General features: G+C 72.6%; 14 protein-coding genes and 3 pseudogenes. 11 read left to right on the forward strand and 6 right to left on the reverse strand.

The window, feature by feature from the left end; translation table 11 throughout:
* Positions 1 to 293 precede the first annotated feature (293 nt).
* From OFY01_RS22565 to OFY01_RS22575, 3 genes are all read left to right on the forward strand, one after another.
* A complete protein-coding gene (locus tag OFY01_RS22565) occupies positions 294 to 1,400 on the forward strand; it encodes a PP2C family protein-serine/threonine phosphatase (protein ID WP_407700405.1) in 1,107 nt (368 codons plus the stop codon).
* Positions 1,401 to 1,677: 277 nt separating this feature from the next.
* Positions 1,678 to 3,018, forward strand: a complete 1,341-nt coding sequence (locus OFY01_RS22570) for a transcriptional regulator (protein ID WP_266602764.1) — start codon at positions 1,678 to 1,680, stop codon at positions 3,016 to 3,018.
* A gap of 82 nt (positions 3,019 to 3,100) precedes the next feature.
* Entirely contained in the window at positions 3,101 to 3,631 is a 531-nt protein-coding gene (locus OFY01_RS22575) for an NUDIX domain-containing protein (RefSeq protein WP_266602766.1), read from the forward strand.
* Positions 3,632 to 3,655: 24 nt separating this feature from the next.
* Here OFY01_RS22575 and OFY01_RS22580 read toward each other — a convergent pair whose 3' ends face one another.
* From OFY01_RS22580 to OFY01_RS22595, 4 genes and pseudogenes are all read right to left on the reverse strand, one after another.
* Complete coding sequence (locus OFY01_RS22580; protein ID WP_266602767.1) at positions 3,656 to 3,913, reverse strand: hypothetical protein; 258 nt, start codon at positions 3,911 to 3,913, stop codon at positions 3,656 to 3,658.
* A 204-nt stretch (positions 3,914 to 4,117) separates the two neighbouring features.
* Positions 4,118 to 4,978 carry a 3-hydroxybutyryl-CoA dehydrogenase gene (locus tag OFY01_RS22585; RefSeq protein WP_323135546.1) on the reverse strand — a complete coding sequence of 287 codons (861 nt, stop codon included), beginning with the start codon at positions 4,976 to 4,978 and terminating at the stop codon, positions 4,118 to 4,120.
* Between the two features lie 250 nt (positions 4,979 to 5,228).
* Positions 5,229 to 5,426 (reverse strand): DUF1918 domain-containing protein, encoded by a 198-nt coding sequence (locus tag OFY01_RS22590; RefSeq protein ID WP_266602819.1) that lies wholly within the window; start codon positions 5,424 to 5,426, stop codon positions 5,229 to 5,231.
* 84 nt (positions 5,427 to 5,510) lie between these two features.
* Positions 5,511 to 6,449 (reverse strand): annotated as a pseudogene (locus OFY01_RS22595) (DMT family transporter); the annotation flags it as partial.
* Between OFY01_RS22595 and OFY01_RS22600 the strand changes: the two are divergent.
* The 3 genes from OFY01_RS22600 (at position 6,448) to OFY01_RS22610 (ending at position 9,065) form a co-directional block, all read left to right on the forward strand.
* Positions 6,448 to 7,884 (forward strand): aminotransferase-like domain-containing protein, encoded by a 1,437-nt coding sequence (locus tag OFY01_RS22600; protein WP_266602771.1) that lies wholly within the window; start codon positions 6,448 to 6,450, stop codon positions 7,882 to 7,884. The pseudogene OFY01_RS22595 and the gene OFY01_RS22600 overlap by 2 nt on opposite strands.
* A gap of 74 nt (positions 7,885 to 7,958) precedes the next feature.
* Positions 7,959 to 8,426, forward strand: a complete 468-nt coding sequence (locus OFY01_RS22605; protein ID WP_266602773.1) for a GNAT family N-acetyltransferase — start codon at positions 7,959 to 7,961, stop codon at positions 8,424 to 8,426.
* A 60-nt stretch (positions 8,427 to 8,486) separates the two neighbouring features.
* A complete protein-coding gene (locus tag OFY01_RS22610) occupies positions 8,487 to 9,065 on the forward strand; it encodes a histidine phosphatase family protein (RefSeq protein WP_266602775.1) in 579 nt (192 codons plus the stop codon).
* On the opposite strand, the gene OFY01_RS22615 is transcribed toward OFY01_RS22610, so the two are convergent.
* Both OFY01_RS22615 and OFY01_RS22620 read right to left on the reverse strand, forming a co-directional pair.
* The gene (locus OFY01_RS22615) at positions 9,013 to 9,504 is read right to left on the reverse strand and encodes a DUF6314 family protein (RefSeq protein WP_266602776.1); all 492 of its coding nucleotides are present in this window, start codon (positions 9,502 to 9,504) and stop codon (positions 9,013 to 9,015) included. The two genes, OFY01_RS22610 and OFY01_RS22615, sit on opposite strands and share 53 nt — an antisense overlap.
* A 133-nt stretch (positions 9,505 to 9,637) precedes the next feature.
* Positions 9,638 to 9,892: pseudogene (locus OFY01_RS22620) on the reverse strand (TetR/AcrR family transcriptional regulator); the annotation flags it as partial.
* Here OFY01_RS22620 and OFY01_RS22625 point away from each other — a divergent pair.
* The 5 genes and pseudogenes from OFY01_RS22625 to OFY01_RS22645 form a co-directional block, all read left to right on the forward strand.
* A pseudogene (locus tag OFY01_RS22625) lies at positions 9,875 to 10,153 on the forward strand (zinc-binding dehydrogenase); the annotation flags it as partial. The pseudogenes OFY01_RS22620 and OFY01_RS22625 overlap by 18 nt on opposite strands.
* A gap of 160 nt (positions 10,154 to 10,313) precedes the next feature.
* Positions 10,314 to 11,342 (forward strand): N-acetyl-gamma-glutamyl-phosphate reductase, encoded by a 1,029-nt coding sequence (argC, locus tag OFY01_RS22630; RefSeq protein WP_266602778.1) that lies wholly within the window; start codon positions 10,314 to 10,316, stop codon positions 11,340 to 11,342.
* On the forward strand, positions 11,339 to 12,490 hold the full coding sequence (gene argJ / locus OFY01_RS22635; protein WP_266602780.1) for a bifunctional glutamate N-acetyltransferase/amino-acid acetyltransferase ArgJ: 1,152 nt from the start codon (positions 11,339 to 11,341) through the stop codon (positions 12,488 to 12,490). Before argC ends, argJ begins: the two co-directional genes overlap by 4 nt.
* Positions 12,487 to 13,416: an acetylglutamate kinase gene (gene argB, locus OFY01_RS22640; RefSeq protein ID WP_266602781.1), complete on the forward strand. Its 930-nt coding sequence runs from the start codon at positions 12,487 to 12,489 to the stop codon at positions 13,414 to 13,416. Before argJ ends, argB begins: the two co-directional genes overlap by 4 nt.
* Positions 13,413 to 14,606 carry an acetylornithine transaminase gene (locus OFY01_RS22645; RefSeq protein WP_266602783.1) on the forward strand — a complete coding sequence of 398 codons (1,194 nt, stop codon included), beginning with the start codon at positions 13,413 to 13,415 and terminating at the stop codon, positions 14,604 to 14,606. Before argB ends, OFY01_RS22645 begins: the two co-directional genes overlap by 4 nt.
* Positions 14,607 to 14,625: the final 19 nt, after the last annotated feature.

A 14,625-nucleotide genomic window follows, 5' to 3' on the forward strand; every position in this document is an offset into this window, starting at 1 on the left:
AGGGGCACATCCGGAACACCGGATGTGCCCCTCTCACTCGTTCGGGTGAGGATGTGCGGTGATCCGGCCCGATCGGACCATGCGCTGACCACAATCATGTTCGGCTGCCGGGCGACCGGAGCGAGCGCGCAGCACAGGCCGAGGGGGCCGTCGGCATGATCTGTTCCAAGACCAGGGCCCGTCCGGCGGATCAGTTCGGACCTGGACGGTCTCCGCGACCGCGCTGGCGGCCGGGCCGACCGCGATGGGGGATGCGCCGGGCGCGATGGCGGGTGCGACCGGTGCTACCGGGCGTGGCCCGCAGCCGCGTTCCCGCCGGGCACGCCTGTGCCACCGTCGCGCGACGGCCCGAGCCGCGCTGGATCAGGCGCGTACGACTGCTCGGCCTGCCGGCCGTGTGGGGAGCGGCCGGCGTCGCGTTCCGGATGACCTGCCCGCTCGCCCGGGGCGACGGGCTCGGCGAGCGGATCGTCGGCAGTGCCGTGTTCTTCGCCGCGGGAATCGGCCTGATACTCCGGGTTCGACACGTCCTGCTGCGCGAGTTGCGTCAGGCCCGCGCCGTCGCGGGCGCCGCCCAGTCCGTACTGCTCAGACCGCTGCCGCCGCGCATCGACGGGCTCGCGCTCGCCGCGGGCCAGCTCTCCGCCGACCGGGGCGCCAGTGTGGGCGGCGACCTGTACGACGTGGTGGCCACCGACCACGGGGTGCGCGTGGTGATGGGCGACGTGCGCGGCCACGGGCTCGCCGCGCTCGCCACCGCGGCGGCCGTGCTCGGCAGCTTCCGCGAGGCCGCCCACGACGAGGCCGAACTCGCCCGTGTCCTGCGGAGGCTGGAGCGCGGCCACGCCCGGCATGTGCGCCAGCGCTCGCGCGACGAGCACCCGTCCGCGGGCGGTGGACGGCCGCAGCATCCGCTCGCCGAGGAGTTCGTCACCGTACTCCTCCTGGAGATCCGGCGGGACGGCGCGGTGCACGCCCTCAACTGCGGTCATCCGTGGCCGTATCTGCTGCGTCCCGAGGCGGAGCGCCCCGCCGTGCCGGTGCGCGGCGGGGACCCGCTGCCGCCGCTCGGGGTCCTCCCGCTGCCCGACCGGCTCGTCCCGGTGCGCTGCGGGCGGCTCCTGCCGGGGGAGGGGCTGCTGTTGCACACCGACGGCGTGGAGGACGCCCGCGACGCGCATGGCCGGTTCTTTCCGCTGCCTTCCGTGGTCGCGGACGTCGTGCGGCACCGGACGGTGGCCCCCGCCGCCGTACTGCACGGCGTCTACGACCGGTTCGTGCGCCACGTCGCCGGACCGCTCGGCGACGACGCGGCGCTGCTCGTGCTCCGCAACGACCGCAGCCGTGTGCCCCAACAGGCCGGTGAGCCCCTGGCGCGCCCGGCGCACACCGTTCCCTGAGGTCACCTCAGGCCACCCGAGGGCACGGCCCCCGGAACGCGTCGCCCGCCCGCCGCGGAGTTTCGGGCAGGCGCACGGGCGGGCGACGCGGGAACGGGCCGCCGCACTGTCGAGGGGGAGCCGGCGGCCCGGCCGGCCTCTTGCGAGGCCCTTCAGTCAACAGGGTCGAATCCAGCCACAACAGAGTGCACCGCGCCCGGAGTTGGGCATTCCGTTCACACCCCGTGTGAACGGGGCGCGACTACTCTGTGCGGTACCGAGGCAACGGAGGGCATCCATGCAGCCCAACACCCTGCTCGACGCGATCCTCGACGAGGCCGGAGTCTCGCACGCGGGCCTCGCCGCGCACGTGAACCAGGCCGGAAAGGCCCGCGGTCTCGCACTGCGCTACGAGCACACCGCGGTCGCGCGCTGGCTCAAGGGCCAACGCCCGCGCGGCCAAGTACCCGACCTCATCTGCGAGGTGCTGGCCGCGCGCCTGCAACGGCAGGTCACCCTCGACGACATCGGCCTCGGCATCCCCGGACAGCCGACCGCCTCGCACGCCTCGTCGCTGTCCGGCTTCGTCGAGCGGGCCACCGCGCTGTGGCGCTCCGACGAGCAGCAGCGCGGACATGTCCTGGACGCCCCCGCCCTGACCGGCACCCCGGCCGTGATGCCGGTGTGGGAGTGGGAGAACCCGCCGGAGGACACCGACGTCTCGCGCGGCGGACGCCACCCGGTCAGCCCCGCCGACATCGACATGATGCGGTCGGCCCGCACCCACTACGAGCAGATGTACCGCAAGGCGGGCGGCATCGCGACACGCACCCGGATCGTGGGCTTCCTCAACGCCGAGGCGGCGCCGCTGCTGCGCGGTCGCTACACCGACGCGACCGGGCGGCAGCTGCACCGCGCGACCGGCGGTCTCGTCGCCATCGCCGGGATCTGCGCGTACGACTCCGACGCGCACGGCCTCGCGCAGCGCTACTTCCACCAGGCGCTGCGCCTGGCGAAGGCGAGCGCCGACCGGGGGCTCGGCGCGTACGTGATAGCGCTCCTGGTCAACCAGGCGCTGCACATGCGTGATTACCGGCAGGCCGTCGCCTTCGCGGAGGCGGCGCTGCGCGCGGCGGGCCGCCACATCACCCCGGCGCTCGCCTCCGACCTGTACGCGATGCAGGCGAAGGCGTACGCGCACCTGGGTGACGGCACGAGCGCCCTGGAGTGCATCCGGCGCGCCGAGTCCGCAGCCGACCGGATCCGGCGCGGTCATGAACCGGACGAGACCGGGTATGTGCAGCCGGGTTTCGTCAACGTACAGGTCGCTGAGGCGCTGTTCAGCCTCGGTGACTACGAGGGCGCCAAGGAGCACGCCACCGAAGCGGTGCACACTCCGGCGCACGACCGGGGGCGCGTGCACCGTCTCGCCGTGCTCAGCCAGATCCAGCTGCGCCAGGGCGACGGGGAACAGGCCGTGGCCACCGCCGTCGAAATGGCCGAACGGGCCCGCGGAATGGAGTCCCAGCGGCTGCGCGACAGACTCCGGGCCGTCCGTGAACACCTCGTGCGCAGCGGTTGCGCGGGCACGGCGGAGGCGGCCGAACTCATCGACGGCGCACTCCGCGTGCCCCTCTGATCCCGTCCGATCCGCTGCACGGGGAGCCCTTCGTCGCCGCTGCTGCGATATTGCCATCAACTCGGCGGAAGGTGGCAGAACCGTGCAGTGGACGAAACTCAACGAACAAACTGTGTATGGAAATCGCTGGTTCAGCGTCAATCTGGCGGACGTCGAACTACCCGACGGACGGCACCTCGACCACTTCCTGATCCGCATGCGCCCCGTGGCCGTGGCCACGGTGGTCAACGACGCCCATGAGGTGCTGCTCCTGTGGCGGCACCGTTTCATCACCGACAGCTGGGGCTGGGAACTTCCGGCCGGGGTCGTCGACGACGGAGAGGAGATCGCCGAAGCCGCCGCCAGGGAACTGGAGGAGGAGTCCGGCTGGCGGCCGGGACCGCTGCGGCACCTGATGACCGTGGAGCCGTCCAACGGCCTCACGGACGCCCGGCACCACATCTACTGGACCGACGAGGCGACGTACATCGGCCACCCCCAGGACGACTTCGAGTCGGACCGCAGAGAGTGGGTCCACCTCAAACTCGTCCCCGACATGATCGCTCGTGGAGAGGTCCCGGCCGCCAACATGGCAGCCGCGTTACTGCTCCTGCACCATCTCCGGCTCGGCTGACCGCTTCCTGCCCGCGGCCCCGGCTCAGCGGCCGAGCGCCTGCCAGAGTGTGACGGCCAGCGCTCCCACCGCGGCCAGCGCGGCGACCGTCGGCACGGGCCATCGGGTGCGCTCCAGCGCGGACACACGTGCGCTGAGCTCGTCCTGGTCCTTGGCGTTCTGGTCGTCGCGGTGGGCGAGCAGGGCCAGCCGGCCGTCGACGCGTGTCAGGCCGACCTCGAAGAGGCGTCGTAACTCTGCGAGTTCTTCCGGGACCACGGGATGCTCCGGATCGGTGGTCACGAGTCAGCTCCTTTCCGTGGGCGTCACATCCCCGTTGTGCGCATCGGAAGTCAACTCGCCTGGTCGACGCGGCGGGAGCGTGTGCGGAGGGCATATGCGTGCCCCCTGCGCACACCCGGTGCGAACGCGGCGGGCCCGGTGTTCCCGAGAACACCGGGCCCGCCGTCGTGCACGGAGTGTGAGCGGCCTACGAGGACCCGCGCGTCAGCCGTACGTGTAGAAGCCCGAGCCGGTCTTGCGGCCGAGCCGGCCCGCGTCGACCATCCGCTGGAGCAGCGGGGGAGCGGCGTACAGGGGCTCCTTGTACTCGGAGTACATCGAGTCCGCGATGGAGGCGATGGTGTCGAGGCCGATCAGGTCGGAGAGCTTGAGCGGGCCCATCGGGTGGGCGCAGCCCAGCTCCATGCCGTTGTCGATGTCCTCCCGGCTGGCGATGCCGGACTCGAACATCCGGATCGAGGACAGCAGGTAGGGCACGAGGAGCGCGTTGACCACGAAGCCCGAGCGGTCCTGGGCGCGGATCGCGTGCTTGCCGAGCACCTTCTCGACCAGCGCCTGGGCCCGGCTGATGGTGCCCTCGGAGGTGGTGAGCGCGGGGATCAGCTCGACGAGCTTCTGCACCGGCGCCGGGTTGAAGAAGTGGATGCCGATGACATGGTCCGGGCGGGACGTCGCCACCGCCAGCTTCACCAGCGGGATGGAAGAGGTGTTCGAGGCGAGGATCGCGTCGGGGCGGGCCACGACCTGGTCGAGGACCTGGAAGATCTCCGTCTTGACCTGCTCGTTCTCGACGACCGCCTCGATCACGAGGTCCCTGTCGGTGAACTCGCCGAGGTCGGTGGTGAAGGTGAGCCGGTCCTGGGTGGCCTTCAGCTCCTCCTCGCTGATCTTGCCGCGGGCGGCGGCCTTGGTGAGGGAGTTGAGCAGCCGGGTGCGGCCGATCTCCAGAGCCTCGCCGGTGGTCTCGGCCACCATCACGTCCAGACCCGCCCGGGCGCAGACCTCTGCGATCCCGGCGCCCATCTGGCCACAGCCCACCACTCCGACGCGTGAAATGTCCGTCAAGGCGTCCGTCACCTCGTGCCTCTCGCTGGTCTACCGGCCCTGCACGTTACCCCGTGCGCGTCCGGGGCGGGCAGTCAGGGTTAACGCCTGTTCATTCGTCTCATTCGTCCCCCGCGCACGGTGGCACAGGAAACCGGCGCCGACCATGCGATCCTTCTCACGCGGGCAGCCCTGTACGGGCCCGCGCCCCGTGACCGCCGGGGCACGACCCCTTCGCTCGCTTCGGCTGCTTCGGTCTCGGCTGTCGCGGCTACTTCGGCAGATCGGTGTCGTGGCGCACGACGGTGTCGGGGCCCGGCGACATGATCGCCTCGTGGCCGTCCTCGAAGCGCACACGGAAAGGCGGTTCGCCGTCCGTGCCGAGGACCTCGACGACCTCGGCGACACGGTCGTGCTGTCCGACGGTCCGGCCGTGCATCAGAAGCTGATCGCCTGTGGTTGCGTGCATGGGAGACCTCCTCGCGGTCCGGCCCTCGCTGTAGTGGCTCCTCGTCTGCAAGTCTAGGGTCTGTCCGCCCGAGGGGCGCTGCGCGCGAGCTCGCTGCGTCGCGGCGACACAGGCCAGCACGCACACCGCCGTGAGGGGCGCGGCCGCAGGCAGGTGCTCACCGAGCAGCAGCACCGACCAGGCGAGCGTGAGCAGCGGCTGGGCGAGCTGGAGCTGGCTGGCGCGGGGGATGCCGATCAGGCTCATGCCCTTGTACCAGGGCGTCAGGCCGACGAAGCTCGCCATCACGCCGACCCAGGCGAGACCGGCCACGCCCTGCCCGGTCAGGCGCACCGGCTCGTACGAGAGCGCCACCGACGCCGCGACGCCGGCCACCGGCAGGCACGCGACCAGGGCCCAGCCGACCACCTGCCAGCCCGGCAGTACCGAGGCCAGGCGCCCGCCCTCGGTGTACCCGGCGGCGCAGACCAGGAGCGAGGCGAACAGGAGACCGTCGGCGCGGGTCGGGGCGCCGCCGCTCTGCTGCAGGGTGAAGCCGACGACCGCGGCCGCGCCCAGGCACGCCGCCACCCAGAAGGCGCGGGGCGGCCGGGCGCCGGTGCGCACCGCCGAGAAGAGCGCGGTGGTCAGCGGAAGCAGCCCCACCACGACGGCCGAGTGCGCGGTCGTCGCGGACTGGAGGGCGAGCGTCGTCAAGGCCGGGAACCCGAGCACGACGCCGCCCGCGATCACGGCGAGGCCCGGCCAGTGACGCCGGTGCGGCACCGGCACCCGCAGCACCAGCAGGCACGTGCCCGCGAGCACACCGCCGATGGTCGCGCGCAGGGCGACGAGTGACCACGGGCCGAAGCTCCCCAGGCCCCACACGGTCGCCGGGAAGGTCAGCGAGAACGAGGTGACACCGGCGGCGGCGAGCAGAGTCCCGACGAGCCGGCCGCCGGGAGCGGCGCGAGCGCCTTCGGCGCCGGTCGCCGCCTCCACCGCTATCCTGCCCTGCCCGATAGCGCTATTGTCTGTCTTCATGCAACAGCGTAGCAGCGTGGGTGATTTGGCAGAACGGCTGCGGGAGGAGCTGAACCGCTACTCAGTAGGTGAGAAGCTGCCGTCCAGTCGTGCTCTTGTGGAGCGGTTCCGGGTCAGTCCGGTCACCGTCTCCCGCGCGCTCTCCCGGCTCGCCGCCGAGGGGCTTGTCGTCACTCGGCCCGGCGCGGGCGTCTTCCGGGCCGAGCCACGCGCCGCCGCCCCGGTCGGTGACACCTCGTGGCAGGAGGTGGCGCTCAGCGCGGACGCGGCGGCGGACATCGTTCCGCGCGCCGTCGACGCCTCCGGCGTCCTGGTCACGCTGGCCGCACCGCCGTCCGGGGTCATCGAGCTCAACACCGGCTATCTGCACCCCGTGCTCCAGCCCACGACCGCCCTGTCCGCCGCGCTCGCCCGCGCCGGACGCCGCCCCGGCGCCTGGGCCAGGCCGCCCGTCGACGGCCTGCCCGAGCTGCGCGAGTGGTTCGCGCGCGGCATCGGCGGGGCGATCACCGCCGCCGAGACGCTGATCACCGGAGGCGGCCAGTCCGCCCTGACCACGGCGCTGCGCGCGCTGGCCCCGCCCGGGGCGCCCGTGCTCGTCGAGTCGCCCACCTATCCGGGCCTGCTGGCCGTCGCGCGGGCCGCCGGGCTGCGCCCGGTGCCCGTCCCGGTGGACCGCGACGGGGTGCGCCCGCGGCTGCTCGCCGCCGCGTTCCGGGCGAGTGGCGCCCGCCTGTTCGTGTGCCAGCCGCTGTTCCAGAACCCGACCGGGGCTGTGCTCTCGGCGGAGCGGCGGCCCGAGGTGCTGCGCATCGCCCGGGAGGCCGGGGCGTTCGTCCTCGAGGACGACTACGTGCGGCGCCTCGTCCACGAGGACGCGGGCCCGCTGCCCGGGCCCCTGGCCACCGATGACCCCGACGGCGTCGTGGTGCACGTCTGCTCGCTGACCAAGGCGACCTCACCGAGCCTGCGCATCGGCTGTCTCGCCGCCCGCGGCCCCGTGCTGGAGCGGCTGCGCGCCATCCAGGTCGTCGACCACCTCTTCGTGCCGCGCCCGCTGCAGGAGGCCACGCTCGAACTGGTCGGTTCCCCGGCCTGGCCGCGCCATCTGCGGGCCGTGGCGGGCGAGTTGCGGAACCGGCGCGACGTGCTGGCCGCCGCCGTCGAGGCCCGGCTGCCCCGCCTGGACCTGACGCACGTCCCGGCCGGCGGCTACCACCTGTGGCTCCGGCTGCCCGACGGAACCGACGAGGCGACGCTCGTCGCGGGCGCGCTGCGGCAGGGCGTCGCCGTCGCCCCCGGCCGCCCGTACTTCGCCGCCGAGCCCCCGGCCCCGTACATCAGACTGAGCTTCGCCGGGGTGGCGGCCGCCACGGAGATCGCCGAGGGGGTACGACGCCTCGCGGCGGCCTGCGACGAACTGCTGCCGCGCTGACCGGGCCTGCCGCGGCCCTGTGCGGGGCCCGAACTCGTTCGACGCGGCCTGCCCTGCCCTGCCACGATGCCCGCATGCCAGCAGCGAAACCCGAGAGGCTCCCCGAGGGCTACGAGATCTCCACCGACCCCTCCCGCATCGACGCGGCCCGCGTGCACACGTGGCTGTCCACCGACGCGTACTGGGCCACGGGCCGTGCCCGCGAGACACAGGACGCGGCGGTCGCCGGATCGCTCAACTTCGGCGTCCACGACACCGCTTCGGGCGAGCAGGTGGCCTACGCCCGTGTCGTCACGGACCATGTCACCTTCGCCTGGCTGTGCGACGTGTACGTCGACCCTTCGGTGCGCGGCAAGGGCCTGGGCACAGCGCTGGTCGCCGCCGTCCGCGACCACCTCGAACCGCTTGGCGTGCGCAGGATGCTGCTCGCCACGCGGGACGCGCACGGGGTGTACGAGCAGGTCGGATTCGAGCCGCTGCCCGCCCCCGGCCAGTGGATGGCGCTCTACTTCGACGACTCGGCACGACCGCGGACCCGCTGAGCGGCATCAGCCGGGAGCGAAGCCTTGACCTGGGCCCGGGTCGGTCACACGATCGAGCCCATGCAGCTCAGCGTCACCCTTCTGGCCGCCGCGCGCGGCTCCTCGCTGCTCGCCGAACGGTTCGACGACGACCGTCCGCTCGACTCCGCGGGCTGGGACGACGTGCGGCGAGCGGCGCCGGGTCTCGCTCCGCTGGCCGCCGCCGAGCTGCGCTACTGCTCGCCGACGCCGCGCAGCCGCGCCACCGGGGACGCGCTCGGCCTGACGCCCCTGATCCAACCCGCCCTGCGCGACTGTGACATGGGCCGCTGGCGCGGGCACACACTCGGCGAGGTGACGGCCGTGGAACCGGCCGCCGTCGACGCGTGGCTGCGTGACCCGTGCTCGGCGCCGCACGGCGGTGAGCCGCTCATGGCGTTCATCGCGCGGATCGGCGAGTGGCTGGACACCCGGCCCGCGCAGGACGGCACGCGCATCGTGGCCGTCGCCGAACCGGCCGTGGTCCGTGCCGCGCTCGTCTATGTCCTAAAAGCGCCCCCGCCCTCCTACTGGAACATCGACGTGGGCCCGCTCTCCGCGGCGACGGTCACCGGTCACCGGGGACGCTGGAGTCTGCGGTTCGCCGGTGGTCCGTCGTGAGCAGCAGGTCCTTGGCGGGGCCGCGCACCCGCCACACCACCCGCCACCGGTCGGCGCCGTACACCGTGAACTCGCCCCGGTAGAGGTCCGCCGCGCACGGGTGGTCGGCCACGTCGTGCCCGGTGCGCAGATCGAGGCCGTGGAAGAAGCGCCCGTCCGCGAAGTGCGCCTCGGCCGTGCCCGGCGCCTCGCCCGGCAGCCAGCGCAGCGTCCGCTCGGCGGGGCGCGCCGTGCCGCGCCAGGTGAAGGTGCCCGACTCGCGGTGCAGAAGGGAGCCGCCGGGCCCGGCGGCGTCGGCGGTGACGTCCGCCGTGAAGTCCGCGGCGCCGCAGAACGTGCCGGTCAGGTCGTCGGCGAGGTCCCGCACCGTCCGCTCGACCTGCCAGCTGCCCCGCAGATAGGCCAACACGTCGGAAACCGGCCAGAGTTCAGCCGACACGCAGTATCCTCCCGATCACCTCTGCGCGAACCGTTGACGCGCGTACCGTCGCTTGCCGTCTTGTCGTTCGCACTCCAGGATGCCGTACGACATGTCGAACGACGCGATGAGGAGGCGGGCAGGGGCATGCGGCCTACGGTCCGGACGGGCCGGTGGAGTGCGCGCAGGAGCCGGTGACCTCCCAGGCCGCCTCGATCGTCCGGAAGATCTCGTCCACCGCGGCTCGCGGATCGGCCGCCTCGCGAGCCAGCGCACAGGCGTCGATCGCGAACCCGGCGATCGCCCGGCAGGCCGTGGTGGTCCGTGACGGGCCGGGATCGGCGGCGATGGCCGTCGCCGGCGCCTCCGCGTGGCGCAGTCTCATCGACTCCTCGTACTCGCGCAGGGCGTGATCCGGGAGCTCGTCGAGCTGACCGGGGACACGCGGAAGGTGATCTCCATCGCCGATCTCGGTGCGCCGGAGTTCGGTGTCCGATTCTCCGGCGCGGCCGGAAGCATGCCGCGAGCGCTGGCCGAGGCCGCCGACCTCATCTCGCGGGGGAGGCTCCGCATTCCGGTCGAGAAGGCGTACCCGCTCGCCGAGGCCGCGGCGGCGCACATCGACAGCCGGGCCGGTCACGCGCGCGGACGCCGGGTTCTGGTCATCTGAAGCGGGCTGTGCCTCGCCCTCGGTAGGAGGGGGCGGCGGCGCCGTCCGGTCTGCGGACGGCGCCACCTCCGGCTCGCCCCCGGCTCACCCGGCACGGCGGCCGACCATTGCATAAACGTGCATAGCGACGTATAGTCATGCCATCCAAGAGGAGGGCTTCATGGCGGTACGCGCAGCAGTGGCTGGAGCGAGCGGATACGCGGGCGGGGAACTGCTGCGTCTGCTGCTCGGCCACCCCGAGGTGGAGATCGGTGCCCTGACGGGCAACACGAACGCCGGCCGGCGACTGGGTGCGCTCCAGCCGCACCTGCTTCCGCTCGCCGACCGTGTCCTGCGGGAGACCACCCCCGACGTCCTCGCCGGGCACGACGTCGTCTTCCTGGCGCTGCCGCACGGGCAGTCGGCCGCCGTCGCCGAGCAGCTCGGACCGGACGTGCTCGTCGTCGACATGGGCGCCGACTTCCGGCTGAAGGACTCCGACGACTGGGAGACGTTCTACGGCAGCCCGCACGCCGGAACCTGGCCCTACGGCCTTCCCGAACTGCCGGGCGGCCGCGCCGCGCTGGAGGGGTCCAAGCGCGTCGCGGTGCCCGGTTGCTACCCGACCGCGGTCTCCCTCGCGCTCGTCCCCGCGTACGCGGCGGGACTCGTCGAGAACGAGGCCGTGATCGTCGCCGCGAGCGGCGCGTCCGGCGCGGGCAAGGCGCTCAAGCCGCACCTGCTCGGCAGCGAGGTCATGGGCTCCATGTCCCCCTACGGCGTCGGCGGTGGCCACCGGCACACCCCGGAGATGAGCCAGAACCTGACGGCCGCCGCCGGGGAGCGGGTCCGCGTCTCCTTCACGCCGACCCTCGCGCCGATGGCCCGCGGCATCCTCGCCACGTGCAGCGCCAAGGCCAAGGACGCGGTGGGCGCCGACGCCGTACGGGCCGCGTACGAGAAGGCGTACGGCGACGAGCCGTTCGTGCACCTGCTGCCCGAGGGGCAGTGGCCCGCCACGGCGTCCGTGTACGGGTCGAACGCCGTACACATCCAGGTCGCCCACGACGAAGCCGCCGAACGCGTCATCGTCGTCAGCGCGATCGACAACCTGACCAAGGGCACCGCGGGCGGTGCCGTCCAGTCCATGAACATCGCCCTGGGTCTCGCCGAGACCGCCGGGCTCTCGACGATCGGAGTCGCGCCGTGAGTGTGACGGCAGCCAAGGGATTCCAGGCCGCGGGCATCGCCGCCGGGATCAAGGAGAGCGGGAACCCGGACCTGGCCCTCGTGGTCAACCGCGGACCCCGCCAGGCCGCCGCGGGCGTCTTCACCTCCAACCGCGTCAAGGCCGCCCCGGTCCTGTGGTCCGAGCAGGTCCTCAAGCACGGCATCGTCTCCGCCGTCGTCCTCAACTCCGGTGGCGCCAACGCCTGCACCGGCCCCAAGGGCTTCCAGGACACGCACGCCACAGCAGAGAAGGCCGCCGAGGTCCTCGGCCTCAACGCCGGAGAGGTCGCCGTCGCGTCGACCGGGCTCATCGGCGTGCCGCTGCCCATGGACAAGCTGCTGCCGGGAGTCGAGACCGCCGCCGCCGCGCTGTCCGAGCACGGCGGCGAGAAGGCCGCCATCGCCATCAAGACCACCGACACCGTGCACAAGACCACCGTGTACGAGGGCGACGGCTGGACCGTCGGCGGCATGGCCAAGGGCGCGGGCATGCTCGCCCCCGGCCTCGCCACCATGCTCGTCGTCCTCACCACCGACGCCGACCTGCCCGCCGACGTCCTCGACAAGGCGCTGCGCGACGCCACCCGCGTCACCTTCGACCGGGTCGACTCCGACGGTTGCATGTCCACCAACGACACGGTGCTGCTGCTCGCCTCCGGTGCCGCCGAAGTCCGCCCGGAGTACGCGGAGTTCGCGGACGCCGTACGGTCCGTCTGTAAGGACCTCGGGCAGCAGCTCATCCGGGACGCCGAGGGCGCGAGCAAGGACATCAGGGTCGACGTGGTCAACGCCGCGAGCGAGGAGGACGCCGTCCAGGTCGGCCGGTCCATCGCCCGCAACAACCTCCTCAAGTGCGCCATCCACGGCGAGGACCCCAACTGGGGCCGCGTCCTGTCCGCCATCGGCACCACGTCCGCCGCCTTCGAGCCCGACAGGCTCAACGTCGCCATCAACGGCGTGTGGGTCTGCAAGAACGGCGGCGTCGGCGAGGACCGCGACCAGGTCGACATGCGCTACCGCGAGGTCGTCGTCACCGCCGACCTCGCCGCCGGCACCGAGACCGCCACGATCTGGACCAACGACCTGACCGCCGACTACGTCCACGAGAACAGCGCGTACTCGTCATGAGCAACACCGAAGAGACCCAGCCCACCGCGCGCAAGCACACCGCGCTCCCCAAGGCCCAGACGCTCATCGAGGCGCTGCCCTGGCTGACCCGGCACCACGGCAAGACCGTCGTCATCAAGTTCGGCGGGAACGCCATGGTCGACGAGGAGCTGAAGGCCGCCTTCGCCCAGGACGTCGTCTTCCTGCACCACGCGGGGCTCAAGCCGGTTGTCGTGCACGGTGGCGGCCCGCAGATCAGCGCCGCCCTCGAAACCCACGGCATCGTCAGCGAGTTCAAGGCGGGCCTGCGCGTCACCACCGAGGACGCCATGGACGTCGTCCGGATGGTGCTCGCCGGACAGGTGCAGCGCGAGCTCGTCGGCCTGCTCAACCGGCACGGGCCGCTCGCCGTCGGCCTCACCGGCGAGGACGCCCATACCATCACCGCCACCAAGCACCAGCCCCGCATCGAGGGCGAACTCGTCGACATCGGCCGCGTCGGCCAGATCACCGAGATCGACACCGGCGCCATCGAGGCGCTGCTGGCCGACGGTCGTATCCCGGTCGTCTCCTCTGTCGCCCGCTCCCAGGACGATCACCATGTCTACAACGTCAATGCTGATACGGCGGCTGCGGCACTCGCTGCGGCGCTGGACGCCGAGACCCTGATGGTCCTGACCGACGTCGAGGGGCTCTACGAGGACTGGCCGAACTCCGACGAGGTCATCAGCAAACTCACCGCGGGCCAGCTGGAGAAGCTGCTCCCGGAGCTGGCGAGCGGCATGGTGCCCAAGATGGAGGGCTGCCTGTACGCCGTGCGCAACGGCGTGCACACCGCCCGCGTCATCGACGGCCGGGTCCAGCACTCGATCCTGCTGGAGATCTTCACGGACGAAGGCATCGGCACGATGGTCGTGCCCGACGCGGAGGGGGAGAGCGGCTCATGACGGGCAACCAGGAACTGACGGCGCGCTGGCGGGGCGCTCTGATGGACAACTACGGCACCCCGGCGCTGCCGCTGGTCAAGGGGCAGGGCGCCAGGCTGTGGGACGCCGACGGCAAGGAGTACCTCGACTTCGTCGGCGGCATCGCGGTCAACGCGCTCGGCCACGCCCACCCGGCGGTCGTCGAGGCGGTCTCCCGGCAGATCGCCTCCCTCGGTCACGTCTCGAACCTGTACGTCGCCGAGCCGCCCGTCGCCCTCGCCGAACGGCTGCTCCAGCTCTCCGGCCGCGACGGCGCGGTCTTCTTCTGCAACTCGGGCGCCGAGGCCAACGAGGCCGCGTTCAAGATCGGCCGGCTCACCGGCCGCCGCCACATGGTCGCCACCACCGGCGGCTTCCACGGCCGCACCATGGGCGCCCTCTCCCTGACCGGTCAGCCCGGCAAACAGGACGGCTTCACCCCGCTGCCCGGCGACGTCACGCACGTACCGTACGGGGACGTGGACGCGCTCAGGGCCGCGGTCACCCAGGAGACCGCCTTCGTGATCCTCGAGCCGCTCCAGGGCGAGAACGGTGTCGTGGTGCCGCCCGCCGGATACCCCGGCTACCTCAGGGCGGCCCGCGAGATCACCCGCGCCACCGGCACCCTGCTCGTCCTCGACGAGGTGCAGACGGGCATCGGACGGACCGGGCACTGGTTCGCCCACCAGGCCGACGAGGGCATCGAGCCGGACGTCGTGACGCTCGCCAAGGCGCTCGGCGGCGGCCTGCCGATCGGCGCGCTCATCGCCTTCGGCGAGACCGCGAAGCTGCTGCGGCCCGGACAGCACGGCACGACGTTCGGCGGCAACCCGGTCGCCTGCGCCGCCGGGCTCGCCGTCCTCGACACCATCGCGGACGAGAGCCTGCTGGAGAACGCCAAGCGGATCGGCGCGAAACTGACCAGCGGAACGGAGGGCCTCGGCCACCCGTTGATCAGCCACGTGCGGGGCGCCGGACTGCTACTGGGTATCGTGCTCACCGGGCCGCGCGCACGCGAGGTGCAGCAGGCGGCCCAGGACGCGGGCTTCCTGGTGAACGCGCCCGCACCCGACGTCGTCCGGCTCATGCCGCCGCTGAACCTGACCGACGCCGAGGCGGACGCGTTCCTGACAGCGCTGCCCGCGATCCTGGACGCGGCGGCACGATCCTGAGGGACCCCGGGCAGAGACG

This window comes from Streptomyces beihaiensis (assembly GCF_026274175.1).
Taxonomy (GTDB): Bacteria; Actinomycetota; Actinomycetes; order Streptomycetales; family Streptomycetaceae; genus Streptomyces; species Streptomyces beihaiensis.